General features: G+C 61.8%; 20 protein-coding genes. 2 read left to right on the top strand and 18 right to left on the bottom strand.

The features are described from left to right. Window positions 1-25 precede the first annotated feature (25 nt). From eutK to maeB, 17 genes are all read right to left on the bottom strand, one after another. On the bottom strand, window positions 26-511 hold the full coding sequence (eutK, locus tag ACR809_RS07040) for an ethanolamine utilization microcompartment protein EutK (RefSeq protein WP_040212110.1): 486 nt from the start codon (window positions 509-511) through the stop codon (window positions 26-28). An 11-nt stretch (window positions 512-522) separates the two neighbouring features. Continuing rightward, the gene (gene eutL / locus ACR809_RS07035; protein ID WP_004174905.1) at window positions 523-1182 is read right to left on the bottom strand and encodes an ethanolamine utilization microcompartment protein EutL; all 660 of its coding nucleotides are present in this window, start codon (window positions 1180-1182) and stop codon (window positions 523-525) included. A gap of 9 nt (window positions 1183-1191) precedes the next feature. Beyond that, entirely contained in the window at window positions 1192-2091 is a 900-nt protein-coding gene (eutC, locus tag ACR809_RS07030; RefSeq protein ID WP_004174901.1) for an ethanolamine ammonia-lyase subunit EutC, read from the bottom strand. Between the two features lie 20 nt (window positions 2092-2111). After that, window positions 2112-3473 carry an ethanolamine ammonia-lyase subunit alpha gene (gene eutB, locus ACR809_RS07025; protein ID WP_122051150.1) on the bottom strand — a complete coding sequence of 454 codons (1362 nt, stop codon included), beginning with the start codon at window positions 3471-3473 and terminating at the stop codon, window positions 2112-2114. 11 nt (window positions 3474-3484) lie between these two features. After that, window positions 3485-4888: an ethanolamine ammonia-lyase reactivating factor EutA gene (gene eutA, locus ACR809_RS07020; protein ID WP_122051149.1), complete on the bottom strand. Its 1404-nt coding sequence runs from the start codon at window positions 4886-4888 to the stop codon at window positions 3485-3487. Then, window positions 4885-6117, bottom strand: a complete 1233-nt coding sequence (gene eutH / locus ACR809_RS07015; RefSeq protein WP_122051148.1) for an ethanolamine utilization protein EutH — start codon at window positions 6115-6117, stop codon at window positions 4885-4887. Before eutH ends, eutA begins: the two co-directional genes overlap by 4 nt. Before the next feature lie 199 nt (window positions 6118-6316). Continuing rightward, complete coding sequence (eutG, locus tag ACR809_RS07010) at window positions 6317-7504, bottom strand: ethanolamine utilization ethanol dehydrogenase EutG (RefSeq protein WP_122051147.1); 1188 nt, start codon at window positions 7502-7504, stop codon at window positions 6317-6319. Then, window positions 7494-8333 carry an ethanolamine utilization protein EutJ gene (gene eutJ, locus ACR809_RS07005; protein WP_122051146.1) on the bottom strand — a complete coding sequence of 280 codons (840 nt, stop codon included), beginning with the start codon at window positions 8331-8333 and terminating at the stop codon, window positions 7494-7496. The genes eutG and eutJ overlap by 11 nt, the downstream gene beginning before the upstream one ends. Before the next feature lie 9 nt (window positions 8334-8342). After that, window positions 8343-9746 (bottom strand): aldehyde dehydrogenase family protein, encoded by a 1404-nt coding sequence (locus ACR809_RS07000; RefSeq protein WP_004152003.1) that lies wholly within the window; start codon window positions 9744-9746, stop codon window positions 8343-8345. An 11-nt stretch (window positions 9747-9757) separates the two neighbouring features. Further along, entirely contained in the window at window positions 9758-10045 is a 288-nt protein-coding gene (gene eutN, locus ACR809_RS06995) for an ethanolamine utilization microcompartment protein EutN (protein ID WP_002913719.1), read from the bottom strand. A 128-nt stretch (window positions 10046-10173) separates the two neighbouring features. After that, a complete protein-coding gene (eutM, locus tag ACR809_RS06990; RefSeq protein WP_000387720.1) occupies window positions 10174-10464 on the bottom strand; it encodes an ethanolamine utilization microcompartment protein EutM in 291 nt (96 codons plus the stop codon). Between the two features lie 38 nt (window positions 10465-10502). Next, window positions 10503-11519 (bottom strand): phosphate acetyltransferase, encoded by a 1017-nt coding sequence (pta, locus tag ACR809_RS06985; protein ID WP_122051145.1) that lies wholly within the window; start codon window positions 11517-11519, stop codon window positions 10503-10505. Then, window positions 11509-12315 (bottom strand): ethanolamine utilization cob(I)yrinic acid a,c-diamide adenosyltransferase EutT, encoded by an 807-nt coding sequence (gene eutT, locus ACR809_RS06980; RefSeq protein ID WP_002913723.1) that lies wholly within the window; start codon window positions 12313-12315, stop codon window positions 11509-11511. The genes pta and eutT overlap by 11 nt, the downstream gene beginning before the upstream one ends. Then, complete coding sequence (gene eutQ, locus ACR809_RS06975; protein ID WP_002913725.1) at window positions 12312-13001, bottom strand: ethanolamine utilization acetate kinase EutQ; 690 nt, start codon at window positions 12999-13001, stop codon at window positions 12312-12314. Before eutQ ends, eutT begins: the two co-directional genes overlap by 4 nt. Further along, window positions 12979-13458 carry an ethanolamine utilization acetate kinase EutP gene (gene eutP, locus ACR809_RS06970; protein WP_002913727.1) on the bottom strand — a complete coding sequence of 160 codons (480 nt, stop codon included), beginning with the start codon at window positions 13456-13458 and terminating at the stop codon, window positions 12979-12981. Before eutP ends, eutQ begins: the two co-directional genes overlap by 23 nt. Before the next feature lie 12 nt (window positions 13459-13470). After that, entirely contained in the window at window positions 13471-13806 is a 336-nt protein-coding gene (eutS, locus tag ACR809_RS06965; protein WP_002913729.1) for an ethanolamine utilization microcompartment protein EutS, read from the bottom strand. 218 nt (window positions 13807-14024) lie between these two features. Next, on the bottom strand, window positions 14025-16304 hold the full coding sequence (gene maeB / locus ACR809_RS06960) for an NADP-dependent oxaloacetate-decarboxylating malate dehydrogenase (RefSeq protein WP_023284101.1): 2280 nt from the start codon (window positions 16302-16304) through the stop codon (window positions 14025-14027). Between the two features lie 294 nt (window positions 16305-16598). On the opposite strand from maeB, the gene tal reads away from it, so the two are divergent. Together tal and tkt are read left to right on the top strand one after the other, a co-directional pair. Further along, window positions 16599-17555, top strand: a complete 957-nt coding sequence (tal, locus tag ACR809_RS06955; RefSeq protein ID WP_004174884.1) for a transaldolase — start codon at window positions 16599-16601, stop codon at window positions 17553-17555. Window positions 17556-17571: 16 nt separating this feature from the next. Beyond that, on the top strand, window positions 17572-19566 hold the full coding sequence (gene tkt / locus ACR809_RS06950; RefSeq protein WP_002913734.1) for a transketolase: 1995 nt from the start codon (window positions 17572-17574) through the stop codon (window positions 19564-19566). Here tkt and ACR809_RS06945 read toward each other — a convergent pair. Beyond that, window positions 19556-20602 carry a DUF1176 domain-containing protein gene (locus ACR809_RS06945; RefSeq protein ID WP_048337207.1) on the bottom strand — a complete coding sequence of 349 codons (1047 nt, stop codon included), beginning with the start codon at window positions 20600-20602 and terminating at the stop codon, window positions 19556-19558. The genes tkt and ACR809_RS06945 overlap by 11 nt on opposite strands. Window positions 20603-20639 lie beyond the last annotated feature (37 nt).

Raw genomic sequence — 20639 nt, 5'->3', positions numbered from 1 at the left:
AGCCGCTCCCGGCACCTCCGACAGGTTATGGATTTTTGAGACGATAGCGGCTACTGCGTTTTCGTAGCGTCCCTGCGGAAAAGAGCTGCTCCAGCGCCTGGCGGGCCTTATCCAGCGGCCAGGCAAAATGCGCGGCGACCTCGCCGGCCGTCATGCCCTGACGAACTGAAGCCAGCAGCGTCAGTAAGGCTTCCGATGAAGCCGGGTCAGCAGGCGGCATGGGCGCTGGCGGCGGTGGCTGAAAACCGCCGATCAGCCGCTGGGTATCCTCTTCCGGGCGGCCAATTTCCCGACGGCTGATCACGCAGCCGGTCCGCCCGGCAGCGGCGGCCCCGGCATCCAGCGCGGCGCGGCAGGCCGCCAGGTCGCCCTCCACCACCAGCGTTAACCTGCCCGGGTCGAGCACTTCATGACTGAGCAGGCGCACATTGGCCGCCTTAAGCATGGCATCCGCAGCGTCTACAGCCGCGACCATGCCCTCCACTTCGAGCAATCCCAGCGCATTGATCATCGCTCCCTCCATTACGCACGCTGTACAGGATGACGGGCAATATCGAGAACGGCATCGGTAAAGGCATTGCAGGCGGCTTTACAGGCGGCCTGGCTTCCCGTCAAAAAGGCGGCCGAATAGTTGGTTTCCGATGGCGGCGGGACGTAGGTCACCAGCTGAACGTCGGCCGACTTCATCGCCGCATCGATACCAAACGTCGCCTCCAGCGGCGGCGCCACCAGATAAGCGATCGGATCGCCCAACGCTATGCCAGCGGCCGATGAAAGATAAGAGCCGGTACGCGACACCACGTGCGCCAGAAACGCGGTATCTTGCGCGTCGTTAGCCCACTGGAATGCCGCCCCACCTTCAATATGCGCCATCATGGCATCCAGCCCGGCGCGAACTTCCGCCGGATTCGGGCCGCCAAGCATGATCAGTACTTCGCCGGCGGTAGGCGACGGACCATGGGCCGCGCCGGCGTAGAGGGAGCGGCCATAGACCACCTCCACCATCGCCTGCTTTGTCGCTTCGTCGGCGGCAATATACGTCACATCGTCAGAATCTGCCGTGATGAGTCCGAGGCTACGTATATGCGACGGTAATTTAAGCTCGCGCGCGAAACCGTCATTCACCGAGGCAATCACGCGCATCGCGGTGACCGAGGGTCGAATCAAATCTAATGCTGGCATGATGCCTCCTTAACGGCTCATGTTGATGCCGGAGGCTTTCTGCTCCAGCATGCGTTTGGCTAAATCCACGATCACCGCGGCGGCTTCTACCGGCGGGGTGCCGCCCTGGTGGATATTGGAGATACAGGTCCGGTCGGCCTCGACGGTGGTCGCCACCCGCGGGGAGTACACCGCGTAGCAGGAGAGGCTCTCCGACTGGCCGAGCCCCGGGCGCTCGCCAACCAGCAGGATCACCACCTTCGCGCCGAGGATCTCGCCGATCTGATCTTCAATCTTGACGCGGCCATAGCGCACGAAGAACGGCGTCCCGACCTTCAGACCCGCCTGTTTCAGGCCGGCAAGCAGCGGCGGCAGGATCTCTTCGTAGTTGGCGGTGATGGCATCCGTCGACAGACCATCGGAGACCACCACCTGCACATCCGGATCCATCACGCACTGCGCCTTCAGCGCATCAATCGCTTCCGGACTGAGGCGACGGCCCATATCCGGACGCGTCAGGTAGAGGTTCTTATCGCTAATCTCGGAACGCACTTCCAGCAGCCCCTGCGCTTTCACCCACGCTTCCGGCACCTCTTTGAGCACCGTGTCTTTCGAGCGCGAGTGATCGGCCAGGAAGCGCAGCAGCGCCTGAGTGCGCGGACGCGGGCCGGCGCGGCCGGTGCAAACGCGCGCCGCGGTACTGCGTTTCAGTTCAGTCAGTACTTCGGCGCGGTGCGGATGTTGTACGCCAATCCAGGCTTTCGCTTCCGCTGAGCCCAGGTCCAGCGCGCAGCTTTCCACCACCGCTTCGCTGGCGCAGGCGGCATGGCAGGCCGGCGTCGACGCTGCGGGGGCCTGCGGCTGCGACTGTGGTTGTCCCATTGACGCCATTACGCTGCGTACAATGTCTTCAATCTGTTTTTGATCCATGATGTGTCATCCCCGCGTCATCAGAAGAACAGTGACGGATCGCCCGCCCGTTTGGTCAGGCGACCATTTGCCATAATGCCCATCGTTTCCAGCCAGCGTTCAAACTCCGGCGACGGCCGCAGGCCCAGCAGCTGGCGCACGGTCGCGGTATCGTGGAAGGCGGTGGTCTGGTAGTTGAGCATGATGTCGTCGCCGAGCGGCATGCCCATGATGTAGTTGCAGCCTGCGGTCGCCAGCAGGATCATCAGGTTTTCGTTGAGGTTCTGGTCGGCATCGGCATGGTTGGTATAGCAGCAGTCGCAGCCCATTGAGATGCCGCTCAGCTTGCCCATAAAGTGGTCTTCCAGTCCGGCGCGAATGATTTGCCGGTCGTTATAGAGATACTCCGGCCCGATGAAGCCCACCACGGTGTTGACGAGGAACGGATCGTAGTGCCGCGCCAGGCCATAGTTACGCGCTTCCATGGTCACCTGGTCGGCGCCGAAGTTAGCGCCCGCGGAAAGCGCCGAGCCCTGCCCGGTTTCAAAGTAAAGACAGTTCTCCCCGGCGATGCGGTTAAACTCCGCCCCCACCGCCCGCGCTTCATCGAGCATCGCCAGCTCGACGCCGAACTCTTTAAGCCCTTTTTCACTGCCGCAGATGCTCTGGAAGATAAGCCCCCCCGGCGCGCCGCGGCGGATGGCTTCAATCTGGGTGGTGACGTGCGCCAGCACGCAGCCCTGGTTCGGGATGTTAAACTTGTCGATCACCCCGTACACCGTATCCAGCACCCGGCTCAGGTTCTCCACGTCGTCAGTGACCGGGTTGACGCCAATCACCGCGTCGCCCGCGCCGAAGGAGAGCCCTTCATAGATTTGCGCGGCAATACTCTGCACATCGTCGCGGGTATCGTTCGGCTGCAGGCGGCAGCTAAAGGTCCCCGGCAGACCGATGGTGGTATTGGCTTTTTTGATCACCGGCATTTTTTTACCGCCGTAGATCAGATCGGCGTTGGAGCAGATTTTGGCCACCGCAGCCACCACCTCGGAGGTCAGCCCTTTGCGGACAAAAGCGATATCGTCGCTGGTGACCTCGTCGTTGAGCACGTATTCCCGCAGGTCGCTGATGGTCCAGTGTTTAATCCGTTGATAGGCGGTTTCGTTCACGTCATCCTGGATCAGGCGCGTAACGCAGTCCTCCTCATACGGGATCACCGGGTTATTACGGATATCGGCCACCGTCATATCGGAGAGCACCTGCTTGGCGGCCACGCGCTGCTGCGAACTCTCCGCCGCTACCCCCGCCAGCACATCCCCCGAACGCAGTTCGTTGGCTTTCGCCAGCACCTCTTTTACATCCTTAAACTGATAAACATTGCCGAACAATGTGGTCTTTAGTTTCATAAGTCGTTCTCTCAGGAAGGAAATGCGAGTGATTTCACCGTCACCGGCACAACCGATCCGCCAAAAAGAGGCGTACCAATGTCGATATAGTCTCCCGCCCGGACGCTCACCTCATCGATGACCGCCAGCGGAAGGTGTGGAAGCTGTGGCCGCAGCAGCATGCCCAGCGCTTTGCCAAAATCCTGCTCGGCCACCAGCAGCAGCGGACGGGGATTGGGAAAGCGGGCGACAAACGCCAGCAGGGCGTCAATTACGGTCAGTAAGGTGGCGTAGCGCACCGGAAGTGAAGCGGGAAGCGCCAGCACGTAAGCGTCCGCCTCGGGGGCCAGATCGAGCTGCGTCAGCGCCTGGAGCCAGGCGTTCGGCAGATCGGCGGCATCCTGCGGGATAGCCACCGGCAGATTGCGCAGCGGCAATGGAACCCCCTCCAGCCAGATGGTGCTCCCGGACAGGGACAGCGTATGCGCCCCGGCGCCAATCACCGTGGCGCGCACGGTTTGCGTCGGAAACTGCACGTTCATCTCACGCAGGCGCGGATGCTCATGCAGGGCCGTGGCCAGCAGCGGCCCGATATCGGAAAAACAGAAAGGATCGGCGGGCTGATGGCGGTAGCACTCCCCCACTCCGCCGGAAAGGGTAATCACCTCCGGCTGAATACCCGCAGGCAGTACTTCGGTTTGCATCAGCCCCTGCGCCAGCGGTGAGAGGGTGCCGTCGATCACCTCGACGATCAGCGCCGCCATCCGGCTCGCCACCTGCGCCAGCTGCCCGGCGGTCAGCGCCAGGGCGTTAGTGCCGGAGCCAAACAGCGCATCGACAATCCGCTGCCCCGGCGGGTGCGCGTGGACCACGCGCCCCTGAGCGTCGGTTTCCAGCAGGCGGCCGCCGACGTTGAGGCAGGCGGTGGCGCTGACGTTTCCGGCGTCAAACAGGGCATAGTTCGAGGTACCGCCGCCAATATCGATATTGAGCACCCGGCACATCCGCTGCCGGGACAGGGTCTGCGCCCCGGCGCCGTGTCCGGCAATGACCGACTCCAGATGCGGCCCGGCGCTGGCGACGACAAAATCGCCCAGCGACTGCGAGAGCGCCATCACCGCCGGGCGGGCATTGCGGGTTTTCGCGCTTTCGCCAGTGATGATGATCGCCCCGGAATCCACCGCTTGTGGAGCGATCCCTGCTGCCCGGTACTGAGCCAGAATCAGCGCCTCAAGCTCGGCCTCTTTCAGTTCTCCCTGTTTATCAACCGGCGTAAAGAAGACCGGGCTTTGCCAGCTAATGTCGCGTTTGATGAATTCATAACGCGGCACCTGGGAAACCGCCGCGCGGTTCACCAGCTCGAGGCGCGAGAAGATCACCTGCGTGGTGGTGGTGCCGATATCAATACCGACGCTCAACAGCTGGCGCGTGTTCACGAGTGCGCCTCCGCTTCGTTGTTGGCAGGCGCCGGTACGTTTTCATCTTTTGGCACCAGCAGCATCGCCACGCCAATCGCGGTAACGCCGCCGACCAGCTTGCCGACAATCATCGGAAAGATCATGGCGTTCATGTTGGCCGCCGCAAAACCGAGATGGTCGCCGAGGGCGAACGCCGCTGACACCGAGAAGGCGCAGTTGATCACTTTCCCGCGGGTATCCATCTGCTTCATCATGCCGAACATCGGGATATTGTTCGCCAGGGTAGCGACCATGCCGCCGGCAGCCATATTGTTGATTTTTAGCAGATTACCAACGCGCATCAGCGGTTTTTCAAACCAGCGGGTCAGCAGGAGCACCATCGGGTAAGCGCCGAGCAGCACGCAGGAGATAGAGCCAATGACTTCGATGGCGCGCATCACCTCGCCGGGCTGGTCGCCAGGCGCCATAAAGATCGGATCGAGCCCCGGGATCAGCTCCCAGCCGAGCAGGAACTTGATCACCGCCGCCGCCAGGCCGATGGTGATCAGCGCCACGAGGAATTTGGCGAAGATCTGGAAGCCGTTGATCATTTTTTCCGGAATAAACTTCAGCCCCAGCGCCACCAGCACGGCGACGGTGATCACCGGGATCATATTCATCAGGATCAGCGCGAAGGTAAACTCTACCGGCTGGCCGTTGATCTCCACCCCGGAATACATCGCCACCAGACCGCCGGCGATACAGCCGATGGGAATGGTGACAATGCCCGCCAGCACGCCGAGCGCCAGCCAGCGGCGATCGGTTGGTTCGATAATGCCGAGCGCCACCGGAATGGAGAACACAATGGTCGGACCCATCATAGAGCCGAGGATCAGGCCTGAGTACATCCAGGCCGCCACGTCGCCGCCCGCGAGTTCTTTAGCGAGGAAGAAACCGCCCATGTCGCACGCCAGCAGCGTGCCGGCGAACATCGACGGGTTGGCGCCGAGCATCTCATACAGCGGAATAATCACCGGACCAAGCAGATGAGCCAGCACTGGCGCCAGGGCGGTCATCCCGACCATCGCCAGGCCCAGCGCGCCCATCGCCATAAACCCTTCTTCAAACTGACCGCCGGATCCCTCAATGCTTTTCCCCAGTTTGCCGAGAAAGCGCGCCGAGCCGCCGAACTGCGACAGGATCCTGTCCACGGCGGCAATCAGCATAAAGAACATCATGATGTACATGATGATTTCGTTAATTCCCATAGCCCTTACTCCCTGTCATTTATGATTTGTAGATACTGTGAATACCGGGACATTAGCCGCACTCAGGCGACTTTCCTGGGCCGCGGCGTGAACGCCTTACCCGGGCTACGGCATAGCAGACGGCTGTGATCCTGTAGCCCGGCTAAGCGCAGCGCGAGCCGGGAAAGCCACAGCCACACGCCTCCGGGAAAATCGGCATTTATTGCGCCGCCGCGTACAGCTCGATAATCTGCACCCGGCTGGCGGTGCGTGGATTGGTGCGCAAACAGATGTCCTCCTGCGCCGCTTGCGCCCAGGCGTCGTAGTGCGCGGACGTCGCGCCAGCCTCCGTCAGCCGCATCGTCAGACCGACCTCGGCGATCAGCTCGCGCACGGCGGCGATAGCCTCGCGGTCATCGGTTTTCTTGCCGGTTAACGCCCGGCCGATCTGGCTGAAGCGCGCCCGGCGCACCATGCGGTTAAACTCCATCACCGTTGGCAGCAGCATGGCGTTGGCCAGACCGTGCGGAATATGCAGCGCCGCCCCCGGCTGATGCGCCATGGCATGGCATAGCCCCAGCCCGGCGCTGGAAAACGCCATCCCCGCCATGCAGGAAGCCAGCAGCATGTTCTCCCGCGCCGCCAGATCCTGACCGCAGCCCACCGCTTTCGGCAGCGCCTCGCCGATCATGGCTATCGCCCCCATCGCCAGACTGTCGGTAAACGGCGTGGCGTGGCGGGCGCTGTAGGCCTCGACGGCGTGGGTCAGCGCATCAATCCCGGTCATTGCCGTGATATGCGGCGGGACGCCCTCGGTCAGCGCGGCGTCGAGGATCGCCACATCCGGCATCAGCGAGGCATGCGCCAGCACCTGTTTGCGTCCACTCACCGCATCGATAATCACCGTCACATTGGTGGTTTCAGACCCGGTGCCAGCGGTGGTCGGCACCGCGATCAGCGGCAGACGTGGGCGCAACTCGCTGTGCTCCGTCATCTCCCCCAGCGTCTGCTCAGGATTGGCGACCAGCAGCGCCACCGCCTTCGCCGCATCCAGTACCGATCCACCGCCAAAGGCCACCACGCCGTCGCAGCGCGCGTCCCGCAGCTGGGCGACGGCGGCGCAGACATCGGTGACGCAGGGTTCGCCGGCGGGACAGGGCCAGAGAGTCATAGCAATCCCTTTCATCGCCAGGCTACGCTCCAGCCCGGCGGTCATTCCCGCCTGATGGAGAAAATTGTCAACCATGACAAACAGATGCCTAAGGCCCCTGGACTGCGCTTGCGGACCGCAGGCCGCCAGCGCGCCGACGCCGTGCAGCGTCACCGGCGGAACGTTGAAGCTTTTCATTTGCTGAAGATTCAGCGTATCAAAGGCATGGAACAGCGCCGTCTGCAGTTCAGCTTGCATACATCCCCTCCGCTTTTTCCCTCCCGCTGTTGGCGATTGCCAGCGGGGTCATAAACAGGCTGTGCTGCGGCAAATGCACCGGTAATGCCGGGAAGCGCTGACGAAACAGCTCATGCACGCCCGGCTGCATACAGGCGCCGCCTGCCAGCCACAAATCGACAATCCCTTGTCCGGCAATATGTCGGGCGACAATTTCGGCCATCTTCTCGTACACCGGCTTAACCACCGGCCAGATCTCCCCGGCGTGGCTGCGCTTGTACTGCTCCGCCTCCTCAAGCCCGATGCCGCGATTCCCGGCCAGAGTCAGGGAGATATGGTGGCCGCCGGTGGCTTCATCCGCCGAATACGTCACCCTGCCCTGTTTAACGATGGCGATCCCGGTGGTGCCGCCGCCGATATCCACCACCCCGGCGTTATCGAGCTGCAGCAGATCCGCCACCGCGGTAGGCTCATCCAGCACATGACTGATCTCCAGCCCGGCGGACTCCAGGACATTGATCGAAATGCGCGGATCGGTACCGGGCGGAAACGAGGTCGCCGCATGGGTGAAGCGGCAGCCCAGCTGCTGCTCGAGAGTCGCAAGATGTCGGCGCACGAGGGTGGTGGCGCCAAAGAAATCCCAGACGATGCCGTCGCGCACCACGTCGGCCCAGTCAAGGCATACCGCAACCGGCTGGCCGTCACGGTCAACCACCATCGACACCACGTCGCAGGTGCCCAAATCGATGCCCAGCCACAGCGGCGACTCGCTGGCGGCGGGCGCCTGGTTACACAGGGCAGCGGCTTTTTGTAGTCTCGGCGAAAGCCAGCGTTGTTCGTCGTGCGCCATGTTCATCCCTTATACGATTCGAAACGCATCCACCAGTACGCAGCGGCGCAGACGAACGAAGGTCCGCGCGCTGGTTACCCCTTCCCCGGTTGGGGTGGTGATGGTCATGGTGGTCCAGCCCTCACCGCCCAGCCCAAGCCCGGCGATGCACGGCCCGTTTTTGACGAAGATGCTGGTGTCGATGGCATTCGCCATCTGGTTCATGTTGTCGATATTGCGCGAGTGCATCGCCGCCGTATGGTGGCAGCCGCCTTCCAGTTGCACCGCCAGGGCGATGGCCTCCTCGACGTTCGCCACCCGCACCACCGGCAGCACCGGCATCATCAGTTCAGTCACCGCAAACGGATGGCTGGCGGGGGTTTCCACGAACAGCAGACGGGTTTGCGCCGGCACCTGCAGGCCAATCGCCGCGGCGATTTTGCCCGCATCGCGGCCGACCCAGTCGCGGCTGACCGTGCCTTTGCCGCGCTCGTCGATATTTTTCAGCAGCAGCGGCTGGAGCTGTTCGGCCTGCGCCGCCGTGAGTTTCACCGCCTGCTGGCCTTCCATCAGGCGCATCAGTTCGTCGGCGACGCTATCGACCACGATCAGCACCTTCTCGTCGGCGCAGATGATGTTGTTATCAAACGAGGCGCCTTTGACGATCGCCTGCGCGGCGCGCGGTAGATCGGCAGTCTCATCCACCACCACCGGCGGGTTGCCAGCCCCGGCGGCGATCAGGCGTTTGTTGGTATGTTTGCGCGCCGCCTCGACCACCGCTTCGCCGCCGGTCACCACCAGCAGGCCGATGCCAGGGTACTTAAACAGCCGCTGGGCGGTGTCGATATCCGGGTTCGCCACGGTCACCAGCAGGTTGGCCGGGCCGCCGGCGGCCACTACCGCCTGGTTAAGCAGGGTAATTGCCCTTTGCGAGACCTTTTTCGCCGCCGGATGGGGGGCGAAGACCACGCTGTTGCCGGCGGCTATCAGGCTAATGGCGTTGTTGATCACCGTCGCCGCCGGATTGGTGGACGGCGTCACCGAGGCCACCACGCCCCAGGGCGCATTTTCAATCAGCGTCAGGCCGTTATCGCCGGTGAGCACCTGCGGAGTCAGACACTCCACGCCCGGCGTGCCGCGCGCCTGCGCCACGTTTTTGGCAAACTTATCTTCAACGCGTCCCATGCCGGTCTCCGTCACCGCAAGCTCCGCCAGTTCACGGGCATACTTTTCACCCGCCTCACGAATGGCCTGAATCACCTGCTGACGCATCGCCACCCGCTTTAATCCCTGCTGGGCCACCGTTGCCGCCGCGACAGCGTCATCCAGTGAGGCAAAAACGCCCATATCATGAACGGTGCCGGCAGGCTGGCTGCTGTCTTTCATTTTCAGCAGTACCGCTTTCACTACCTGTTCAATGTCCTGTTGATTCATGATTTTTCACCCTACTTATGGAAGAGCACCTGACCATCGGCCGCAGCCTCATCCACGATACCAATCACGCACAGATCGACCGGAGAGGCGCCGTGTGCGTGCGCCTGTCGCGCCGAGCTGCCGCTGACCAGCAGTACCCACTCTCCGCATCCCGCGCCGATGCTGTCGATGGCGACCGCACATTGCCCGTCGGGCTCGCCGCGGGCATTGAGCATCTCCACCATCAGCAGTTTGTCGTGGGCCAGACCTTCATGGCGTACGGTGCAGACCACATATCCGGTTACCACAGCCAGCTTCATGTCCGTCTCCGCGTGTGATGTGCAGGCCGGAAAAGCGCAACGCCATCCGGCATTCATGCCTTTTCATGGCCGGATAGCGACGCGCTGGCGTCTTATCCGGCCAGAACTTTCCGGCACCCCCTCCCCCGTTAGATGTTGCTGTCGCCCTTGAAGCTAATCGGGAAGACCTCTTCCAGATCGCCATGCGGGCGCGGGATGACATGTACAGAGACCAGCTCACCGATACGCTGAGCCGCCGCCGCCCCGGCATCCGTCGCGGCTTTGCACGCCGCGACATCGCCGCGCACCATGGCGGTCACCAGGCCCCCGCCGATCTGTTTCACTCCCACCAGCTTGACGCGAGCCGCTTTGACCATGGCGTCGGAGGCCTCAATCAGTGCAACCAGGCCCCGGGTTTCAATCATTCCTAATGCTTCCATTGTGTTTTCCTCTCATAAGGGGTCCTGAAGGGGACCATTCATTCAACCAGCATGGACGAGTCGGGGATCCGGCTTGCGTCCGTCTGGCGCGGTACCGACGCCACCAGCGCCAGTTCGATAATTTCCTCTACGCTACAGCCTCGCGAGAGGTCGTGAAGCGGGGCGGCCAGGCCCTGGATCAGCGGCCCGATGGCGCGATATCCGCCCAGCCGCTGGGCGATTTTGTAGCCGATGTTGCCCGCCTCCAGCGACGGAAAGACCAGCACATTGGCCCGGCCCTGCAGCGGGCTGCCGGGCGCTTTGTGCGCAGCGACGTCCGGTACAAAGGCGGCGTCAAACTGCAGCTCGCCATCGACCATCAGCTGCGGCGCCCGCTGACGCACGATCTCCGTGGCCTGCTGGACGTTAGCCACACAGGGATGCCGGGCGCTGCCGTGTGTCGAGAAGGACAGCATTGCCACCCGCGGCGCTTCGCCAGCGATCGCTTGCCAGGTCTCGGCGCTGGCAATCGCGATATCCGCCAGCTGCGCCGCGGTCGGCTGCGGCACCACGCTGCAGTCGGCAAACCCCAGCGGCTGTCCGGTATACTGCGGCAGCATCAGAAACAGCGAAGAGAGCGTTTTACACCCCGGCTGCAGGCCGATAAGGCGCAGACCAGCGCGCAGCACGCTGGCGGTTGACGAGAGATTTCCGGCGATACACACCTCGGCCTGCCCGGCGCTGACCATCGCCGCGGCGAACATCAGCGGGTCGGCCAGCTTGTCGACCGCGTCAGCGGGCGCTTTATCGCCGGCGCGCGCCTGCCAGGCGGCGGCAAACGCCTCGCGCATCGCCAGGTTGCTGTGCGGATCGATGACCTGCACCCCGGTCAGCGGCAGACGTTCGCCAAGGGCGAACTGCCGCAGCGCGAAGGGGCTGGCGACGAGGATCGGATGCGCCAGGCCCTGCTGCTGCAGATAATGCGCCGCCTTCAACACGCGGACGTCCAGCGCATCCGGGAACACCACCCTGGCGGGGGCGCGCAGCGCCAGTTTGCGACACTGGTCAATGATCATCTTCACCTCCCAGCTGCTGCAGTTGGCTGAGCGCCGGCGGCGCGTCCGTCACGCCCAGGATCATCATCACGTAGACCGCGCTGGAGAGGCGGTTGAGCGCCTGCAGAATATCGGCACGCTGGACCGCAAATTGCGGCGTAATAAACACCTGCGCCGCGGTCACCTCCGCCTCGCGCACTTTGCCGCGCAGCAAATTAAGCAGCGCGACATCGCGCCCATGGCGGGCCTCCGGCACCAGGTGATCGTGACCCAGGTAACGCAGCGGCTGATGGGACAGACGATGCAGCTGCGCCTCGCTGAATCCGGCTATCGACTGCGCCGCCAGCGGTTCCTCCAGCGCATCGGCGCGCATGATGTTGCCCAGCCGCGAACGGATATCCGTCAGCCACGGCTGCCAGGGCTCCGCCAGTTCAATTTGCAGCCACACCGTCAGGGCGATGGTGCTGTCCAGCACCGCGCGGAAGGCCAGCCGCGGATCGTTTTTCGCCACCAGGGTATCGGCCGTCAGATGAGTTAAGGTGTCCGGCTTTTTGCCCACCGGCTGGTGACAAAGCTCGCAGCAGGCCTGGGGCGGATGGTCGCTGCTGGTCAGGACATGCACCGGCTGCGGCGTCTGTTCGTCATCCTCGACAAACAGGCGCCCCTGGCGGTCGAGAAATTTGACCCGCAGATGCCGACTTTCCAGCAGTTCCCTCGCCGAGGGCGTCAGGCGGGCATCGGCAGGAAGATGGATTTCACCGCCTTCGCTGAGCGTATGATTCGCTCTGAGCCACGCTTCGGTAATGAAATCGTTCATAGCGATTGCCAGTTTGCCGGCCAGGCGACGTAAAGGAAGCGCACCGTCGACGGGGTACCGAATTCGATGCTGGAGCCTTTCGGGATAAACATGACGTCCCCCGCTTTGGCGACCAGCGTTTCCCCCTGATGGCGCACATGCAGCTCGCCCTCCAGCACCATATCGATTTCGTCGTAGTTCAGCGTCCACGGGAAGAAGGCGTTCTCCCACTGCATAAATCCGGCCGCCATGCTGCTGCCATCCTGGTCAGTCACCAGGTCCGTTAAGCCAACGCAGTGCGGCTGGGCGCCGTCGAAGCGGCCAAACTTCACGCTGCTGCCGTCGATCACTTTGATGCCGCCTTTGCCGGTCACGGAGTCAAATCCCGGCTGCATCGCCTCCTGCTCCAGGGACTGCTTCTCCTTCATCACCTTTTCCATCAGCTGCGCCACCAGGCTTTCGGTAAACTGGCCTTCCGGCAACTGCGCCAGGATGGTTTCCCGGATCCGCTGGCTTTCCGTTTTGTCGCTGTCCGCCGCTGTCGCCGCCGGCGCGGCGCCATCGTCTTCGGTGATAGTGAATCCCAGCAGCTCGGCGACTTCGCGCGCTTCCGGGGTGATAATGCTGGCGCGCAGAACTACTGACATCGCCTGTTCGCCGCGCGCGTGGGCGGCACGAATATCGTTAGCGGTAATGAGTTTCTTCACCTGGCCCTTCCTCCTTTTGGCTGAGCTCACTCAAGTAATTTTCCAGCGGCGCAACGCTTTGCGGATCGCAACCGTTGAGGGCGAAAACCGGCGCCTGAAACCCCATCCCGTCCAGCAGCTGCCGCACCGCGGCGACGTTGGCATCCGGCAGATCCGTTTTGCTGATCGCCACGATAAGGTGCTTTCGGCTGCCAATATCCAGCAACCCGGGTGGCAGGCGACTTTCGGTATCATTGGCCGCATGGACATAAATCAGGGTGTCCACATCCTGCAAGGTGGTAATTAAGGCGTGATACCAGCGCGGATGGCTGAAATATTCCCCGGGTGTATCGATGTCGCCACGATCGTTAAATTCCAGCGCCTGCGTTTTTCTGGCGAGGGAATAATTCCCCTGCAGGGCATTAAATAACGTGGTTTTTCCTGCACCGACGGCGCCGACAATCGCAATACGCTTCATGGTCGCTCTCAATTAACTTTTCGTTAATTCGCACAAGGTATAATTTAATAAGCGGCCTAATCCGCCGATGGTCTGCAGGAGCGCCTCCTCCACCGCGCCGACCGAGCCGTAGATCACCAGCGCGCCGCTAAACCGGTCGAGAAAACCGATGTGCACGTCGGCGGCCTTCATCGCCAGATCGCCGGCGATCATCGCCGTTTCTCCCGGCGTCAGCGTCATAATGCCGATCGCGCCGGATTCGGGTACGCCGATCTTTTTCGCCAGCTCTGCTCCCGGGTGGGCAATCAGATGCGCCAGCGTGACCTGTTTGCCTGGTACGAATTCCTGAATAATGCGTTCTTTATCCATGACTGATTGCCCCCTGAAATCTGTCCTCATGGTGACGACATTTCAGCGCGGCAAATAACAAATTTCGGCAAGTGGGGTTAAAAGGTGAAGTGGATCACTCAGGAGAGAAAATAATATTGCGGTGGAATTAAAAAGGCAGGCTCAGCGTTTTTTACTCACCGGCCTGCCTGATATTGCGCGCGGAAACGGATCCGCGCGTTAGCGGGGGAAATAGAAAATTACAGCGGTTCGGTTTGCGCTTCAACAACCGCCAGCGCCACCATATTAACGATCCGACGTACGGAGGCGATCGGCGTCAGGATATGCACCGGCTTCGCCACCCCCATCAGCACCGGCCCGACGGTCACCCCTTCCGAACTGGAGACGCGCAGCAGGTTATAGCTGATCCGGGCGGCTTCCATATTCGGCATCACCAGAATATTGGCCGCCCCCTTCAGCGGGCTGTCCGGCATGCGATCGTTGCGGATGCTTTCCACCAGCGCGGCGTCGCCATGCATTTCGCCATCGATCATCAGCTCCGGGGCGCGGGCCTTCACCAGCTCCAGGGTTGTACGCATTTTGCTGGCTGACGGACAGTCGGCAGAGCCAAAGTTGGAGTGCGACAGCAACGCCACGCGCGGTTCAATACCAAAGCGTCGCACGCTTTCCGCCGCCATCAGGGTGATCTCCGCCAGCTCTTCCGGCGACGGATCGTGATTGACATAGGTATCGGCGATAAAGGTGTTGCCGCTCGGCAGCAGCAGCGCATTCATCGCCCCGGCGGTGCTGACGCCGTCGCGATAGCCAAACAGCGGCTGCACCACACGGTAGTGATCGTGGTACTCGCCAATAGTCCCGCAGATCATCGCATCCGCTTCACCGCGATGAACCATGATGGCGCCAATCACCGTGGTGTTGCTAATCACCGCCCGCTGCGCCTGCTCCTGGGTAATGCCGCGGCGCTTCATCAGCTGGTAGTACTCGCTCCAGTACTCTTTAAACCGCGGGTCGGATTCATTATTGACGATCTCAAAGTCAACGCCGGCCTTGATCTGCAGGCCCAGCTTCTGGATGCGCATTTCAATCACGCTCGGGCGCCCCACCAGAATCGGTTTGGCCAGTCCCAGAGACACCAGCTCCTGGGTGGCGTGCAGCACCCGGGTCTCCTCCCCTTCCGCCAGCACCACGCGCTTCGGCTCTTTGCGCGCCTGAGAGAAGATAGGCTTCATAAACAGGTTGGTTTTATAGACGAACTCGCTCAGCTTCTCGATATAGGCGTCAAAATCAGCGATCGGGCGCGTTGCCACGCCGGAATCCATCGCCGCCTTCGCCACCGCAGGGGCTATCTTGACGATCAGCCGCGGGTCGAACGGTTTCGGAATGATGTAGTCCGGACCAAAGCTTAAATCCTGATCGCCGTAGGCGGAGGCCACCACTTCGCTCTGCTCGGCATGGGCCAGCTCGGCAATCGCATGCACCGCCGCCAGCTTCATCTCTTCGTTGATCGCCGTCGCGCCGACGTCCAGCGCGCCGCGGAAGATGAACGGGAAGCAGAGCACGTTGTTGACCTGGTTAGGATAGTCGGAGCGGCCGGTACAGATGATGGCGTCATCGCGGACCTGCTTCGCCAGCGGCGGCAGGATTTCCGGCTCCGGGTTGGCCAGGGCGAGGATCAGCGGCGCCCGCGCCATCTTCTTCACCATCTCCTGAGTCAGCACTTTCGGGCCAGAGCAGCCGAGGAAAATGTCGGCGCCGTCGATCACGTCATCGAGGGTGCGTTTGCCATCGTCTTCCACCGCATAGGCCGCTTTGGTTTCCGCCATGTTCGGCTCACGGTCTTTATAGATAACGCCTTTCGAATCGCAGACCACGATGTTGTGCTTTTGCATCCCCAGCGCCACCAGCAGATTCATACAGGCGATCGCCGCCGCGCCCGCGCCGGAGACCACCATCCGCACGTCGGACAGATTCTTCTCGACGACGCGCAGACCGTTGAGGATCGCCGCGGTGCTGATGATCGCCGTGCCGTGCTGATCGTCATGGAAGACCGGGATATTCATCCGCTCGCGCAGCTGCTGCTCGATGTAGAAACACTCCGGCGCTTTAATATCTTCCAGGTTGATACCGCCGAAGGTTGGTTCGAGGGCGGCGACGACGTTAATGAATTTGTCCGGATCCAGCTCATCGACTTCGATATCAAACACATCGATACCGGCAAATTTCTTAAACAGGACGCCTTTGCCCTCCATTACCGGCTTACCGGCCAGCGCGCCGATGTTGCCGAGCCCCAGCACCGCGGTGCCGTTGGAGACGACCGCCACCAGGTTGCCACGGGCAGTGTATTTGTAGGCGGCCAGCGGATCTTTTTCGATTTCCAGGCAGGGGGCTGCGACGCCCGGCGAGTAGGCCAGCGCCAGATCGCGCTGGGTGGCGAGAGGTTTGGTCGGCGAGACCTGGATTTTTCCGGGAACCGGAAATTCGTGGAAGTCGAGGGCGCTCTGTTTTAACTGCTCATCCATTTTCTATTCCTTTCTTTCACGTATCGTTCGTAGGGGAAAAGCGTGATGACCATCCTGTCGTTCACCTTTCAGTGGCAGACAGTATCCCTCCTGGCGGGGCGATAAACTTTGAACACCGCCAAACTCTGGCCATCGTTATGATTTTGTTGTTATCAATTTATAGCGGTTATGTTACCCGGATTCGCCGCCAATAATAGCCCTGTCTGCTATGCTTTTTGGTTATGTACCTCATCAATGTTTATACCGTATACCGGCAAGCACTCATGTAACACCTTGTTCCAGGAGGACTTATCCATGAATCAGTTAGACAGCATCAAGCAGTTCACCACGGTGGTCGCCGACAGCGGAGACATCGAATCCATCCGCCACTACCATCCGGAAGACGCCACCACCAACCCCTCTCTGCTGCTGAAGGCCGCCGGCCTGGCGTCCTATAGCGGCCTCATCGACGACGCTATCGCCTGGGCCAAAAAACAGGGTGGCGGCCGCGAAGCGCAGGTGGCTCACGCCTGCGATAAGCTGGCGGTCAATTTTGGCGCGGAGATCCTCAAAAGCATTCCCGGGCGGGTCTCCACCGAGGTGGACGCCCGGCTCTCCTTCAACCGCGAGAAAAGTATCGAGAAGGCTCGCCACCTGGTGGCGCTGTATCAGGAGATGGGCATTGATAAGTCGCGGATCCTGATCAAGCTGGCATCCACCTGGGAGGGGATCCGCGCCGCGGAGGTGCTGGAGAAAGAGGGGATCCACTGCAACCTGACGCTGCTGTTTTCCTTCGCCCAGGCCCGGGCCTGCGCCGAGGCCGGGGTTTATCTCATCTCCCCGTTCGTTGGGCGTATTTATGACTGGTATCAGGCGCGCAAACCGCTGGAGCCTTACGTGGTGGAGGAAGATCCGGGGGTGAAATCGGTGCGCAATATCTATGACTATTTCAAACAGCATAAATACAACACCATCGTGATGGGCGCCAGCTTCCGCCGCACCGAGCAGATCCTGGCGCTGGTCGGTTGCGACCGGTTGACCATCGCCCCGCCTTTATTAAAAGAGCTGCAGGCCAGCGATACCCCGGTGGTGCGCAAACTGATCCCTGCCAGCCAGATCCTGCCGCGTCCGGTGCCGCTCAGTGAAGCGGAGTTCCGCTGGGAACATAATCAGGATCCGATGGCGGTCGAAAAGCTAGCGGAGGGGATCCGCCTGTTCGCCGTCGATCAGCGCAAACTGGAAGATCTGCTTGCCGCCAAACTGTCACTTTAGTCTCACGGAGAAAAATATGTCCCGAAGAGAGCTTGCCAACGCCATCCGCGCCCTGAGTATGGACGCCGTGCAGAAAGCCAACTCCGGCCATCCCGGTGCGCCGATGGGGATGGCTGATATTGCCGAAGTGCTGTGGAACGATTTTCTCAAGCACAATCCGCAGAACCCTGACTGGGTAGACCGCGACCGTTTCATCTTGTCCAACGGCCACGCGTCGATGCTGCTCTACAGTCTGCTGCACCTGACCGGCTACGATCTGCCGCTGTCTGAACTGAAGCAGTTCCGTCAGCTGCACTCTAAAACGCCCGGCCACCCGGAGCATGGCTATACCCCTGGGGTGGAAACCACCACCGGCCCGCTGGGCCAGGGGCTGGCGAACGCCGTTGGGATGGCCATCGCCGAACGGACGCTGGCGGCGCAATTTAATCGCCCCGGCCATGAGATCATTGACCATCACACCTGGGTGTTCATGGGCGATGGCTGTTTGATGGAGGGGATCTCCCATGAGGCCTGTTCGCTGGCCGGCACGCTCGGACTGGGCAAGCTGATCGGTTTTTACGATCACAACGGCATCTCCATCGACGGCAAAACCGAAGGCTGGTTTTCCGATGATACGGCGGAACGCTTCCGCGCCTATCACTGGCACGTCATAGGCGATATCGACGGCCACGATCCGCAGGCTATCAAACAGGCGATAACGGAAGCGCAGGCGGTGAAAGATAAACCGTCACTGATTATCTGCCGGACCATCATCGGCTTCGGTTCGCCCAACAAAGCCGGCTCAGAGGAGTCTCACGGGGCGGCGCTTGGCGAAAAAGAGGTAGCGCTGGCCCGCCAGCAGCTTGGCTGGAAATATCCTCCGTTCGAGATCCCGAAAGAGATCTACGCGGGCTGGGATGCGCGTCCGCGCGGGGAAAAAGCGGAGCACGCCTGGAACGAGAAATTCGCCGCCTACCAGCAGCAGTTCCCGGAGCTGGCCGCTGAGCTGACCCGACGTATGAATGGCGCCCTGCCGGAAGACTTTGCCGCGATCGCCCGCGACTACGTGGCGAAACTGCAGGCCGAGCCGGCGAAAATCGCCAGCCGCAAGGCTTCGCAAAACGCGCTGAACGCCTACGGCCCGCACCTCCCGGAACTGCTGGGCGGTTCTGCGGATCTTGCGCCGAGTAACCTGACCATCTGGTCTGGATCGACATCGATTAAAGAAGATCCTGCGGGCAATTATATCCACTACGGGGTGCGCGAGTTTGGCATGACCGCGGTGGCCAACGGCATTGCCCTGCACGGGGGCTTTATTCCTTATACCTCGACCTTCCTGATGTTTGTGGAGTACGCCCGCAACGCCGCGCGCATGGCAGCCCTGATGAAGGCCCGGCAGATCATGGTCTATACCCATGACTCGATCGGTCTTGGGGAAGACGGGCCGACGCACCAGGCGGTGGAACAGCTGGCCAGTCTGCGGCTAACGCCCAACTTCAGCACCTGGCGCCCCTGCGACCAGGTGGAGACCGCCGTCGCCTGGCAGGCGGCTATCGCGCGACAGGGCGGGCCGACGGCGCTGATCCTGTCGCGACAAAACCTGGCGCAGATGCCGCGTACCCCGGAACAGGTGCAGGATATCGCCCGGGGTGGCTACGTGCTGAAGGATGCCGGCGGAAAACCCGACCTGATCCTCATCGCCACCGGCTCGGAAGTGGAGATCACCGTCCTGGCCGCGGAAAAACTGTTGGCCAAAGGGGTAAATGTGCGGGTCGTCTCGCTCCCTTCCACTGATGTGTTTGACGCCCAGGATGAGGCCTGGCGCGAATCGGTGCTGCCGTCGGACGTCAGCGCCCGGGTGGCGGTCGAAGCCGGGATAGCGGACTACTGGTATAAATATGTCGGCTTAAAAGGCAAGATCGTCGGCATGACCGGCTATGGCGAATCCGCCCCGGCAGAGCAGTTGTTCCCGTTCTTTGGCTTTACGGTCGACCATATCGTCGCCACCGCCGAACAGGTGCTTAACGGGTGATCCACAGCGTGGGCCAGGCATCTGGCCCCTGCCAGTTGTCGCACGTCGGCTGCTGCGCGTAGCGGGAGAGGCTGAACCGCTGGCCGTCAAAACGCCAGCGGGTTTGGATCCCGCAATCGCCGGCCCCGCGGCCTTTATCCAGGGTCACCAGCTCATGGCGGCGGTCATCATAGCTGGCGTTGATCAGCTCAATCTCACGCGGCGCCTCGCCCGGCGGCTGGAATGGCAACGTTAGCCGCACCTGACGGGCGACATAGGGGCGCTGGCGGGAGACCAGCCAGGCCAGCCAGACGGTGTTGTAGGCGCCGGATTCGCAGCTGGTCATCAGCAGCACTTTGTCATCCGTCAGCGCAGTAACGCGAATTTCACGGCGGAAGGGATCGAGGGAGCAGTGGCTGTTGGTCATCCGCTCATTACCGTAGTCCATCAGATCGTTGAGCTCCTCACGCCCCAGCGGCGACTGCGCCGTTTCCGCGCTCGCCACCGCGCGCAGCGCCGGCGCCGGCGGTACGCTGAGCGGCGGCTCTTCCCCTTTGCCGACCCAGGCCGTTTCGCTACCTACCCGCTTTTGCCGATCGTCGATAAAAAACAGAGCCGCTTTCAACCCCTGCAGGGAGATGGTCTGCAGGCCATTGGCCAGCGAGAGCGCTTTACCCTCCTGAACCTGCTGGAGAAACGCATCGATCGTCACGCTGTCGGCGGTTTTAATGAGCTTATCTTCAATGTGCCAGCGCTTGTCGGTCAGGGACAGCGGTTTACCATCCAGCAGCAGGCGCGGCGCTATCGGCGCGAGCGTCGCCACTGGATTGCCGGTGCCGCCCAGCTCGATACGCAGACTGGCGTCAGTGACTGCCCCAGCGCTGCGGCTGAGGGTCATCACCAGGCCATGATGCAGCCCCACGTTACGGGTGACGCAGAAATTTTGGTTGTTACAGGTGACCAGCCAGTCCTTGAAGCGCTGCTGCGTCGGTGCCGACCATGCCTGCGAGCAAGGCAGCACCGCCAGAAAAAGGAAAAAGATGACGCGAAAAAGCATGAACCGCCCGACCCCAGATAAACCCGACCACGGCGCC

It is taken from the genome of Klebsiella sp. CD33 (assembly GCF_051992865.1).
GTDB lineage: Bacteria > Pseudomonadota > Gammaproteobacteria > Enterobacterales > Enterobacteriaceae > Klebsiella > Klebsiella pneumoniae.
The sequence above is the reverse complement of the archived record's forward strand: the minus strand, read 5'-3'. Positions and strand labels throughout refer to the sequence as shown.

Coding starts and splice junctions, on each gene's coding strand:
- eutK (WP_040212110.1), bottom strand. CDS start 511: ATGATCAATGCGCTGGGATTGCTCGAAGTGGAGGGCATGGTCGCGGCT.
- eutL (WP_004174905.1), bottom strand. CDS start 1,182: ATGCCAGCATTAGATTTGATTCGACCCTCGGTCACCGCGATGCGCGTG.
- eutC (WP_004174901.1), bottom strand. CDS start 2,091: ATGGATCAAAAACAGATTGAAGACATTGTACGCAGCGTAATGGCGTCA.
- eutB (WP_122051150.1), bottom strand. CDS start 3,473: ATGAAACTAAAGACCACATTGTTCGGCAATGTTTATCAGTTTAAGGAT.
- eutH (WP_122051148.1), bottom strand. CDS start 6,117: ATGGGAATTAACGAAATCATCATGTACATCATGATGTTCTTTATGCTG.
- eutG (WP_122051147.1), bottom strand. CDS start 7,504: ATGCAAGCTGAACTGCAGACGGCGCTGTTCCATGCCTTTGATACGCTG.
- eutJ (WP_122051146.1), bottom strand. CDS start 8,333: ATGGCGCACGACGAACAACGCTGGCTTTCGCCGAGACTACAAAAAGCC.
- ACR809_RS07000 (WP_004152003.1), bottom strand. CDS start 9,746: ATGAATCAACAGGACATTGAACAGGTAGTGAAAGCGGTACTGCTGAAA.
- eutN (WP_002913719.1), bottom strand. CDS start 10,045: ATGAAGCTGGCTGTGGTAACCGGATATGTGGTCTGCACCGTACGCCAT.
- eutM (WP_000387720.1), bottom strand. CDS start 10,464: ATGGAAGCATTAGGAATGATTGAAACCCGGGGCCTGGTTGCACTGATT.
- pta (WP_122051145.1), bottom strand. CDS start 11,519: ATGATCATTGACCAGTGTCGCAAACTGGCGCTGCGCGCCCCCGCCAGG.
- eutT (WP_002913723.1), bottom strand. CDS start 12,315: ATGAACGATTTCATTACCGAAGCGTGGCTCAGAGCGAATCATACGCTC.
- eutP (WP_002913727.1), bottom strand. CDS start 13,458: ATGAAGCGTATTGCGATTGTCGGCGCCGTCGGTGCAGGAAAAACCACG.
- eutS (WP_002913729.1), bottom strand. CDS start 13,806: ATGGATAAAGAACGCATTATTCAGGAATTCGTACCAGGCAAACAGGTC.
- maeB (WP_023284101.1), bottom strand. CDS start 16,304: ATGGATGAGCAGTTAAAACAGAGCGCCCTCGACTTCCACGAATTTCCG.
- tal (WP_004174884.1), top strand. CDS start 16,599: ATGAATCAGTTAGACAGCATCAAGCAGTTCACCACGGTGGTCGCCGAC.
- tkt (WP_002913734.1), top strand. CDS start 17,572: ATGTCCCGAAGAGAGCTTGCCAACGCCATCCGCGCCCTGAGTATGGAC.
- ACR809_RS06945 (WP_048337207.1), bottom strand. CDS start 20,602: ATGCTTTTTCGCGTCATCTTTTTCCTTTTTCTGGCGGTGCTGCCTTGC.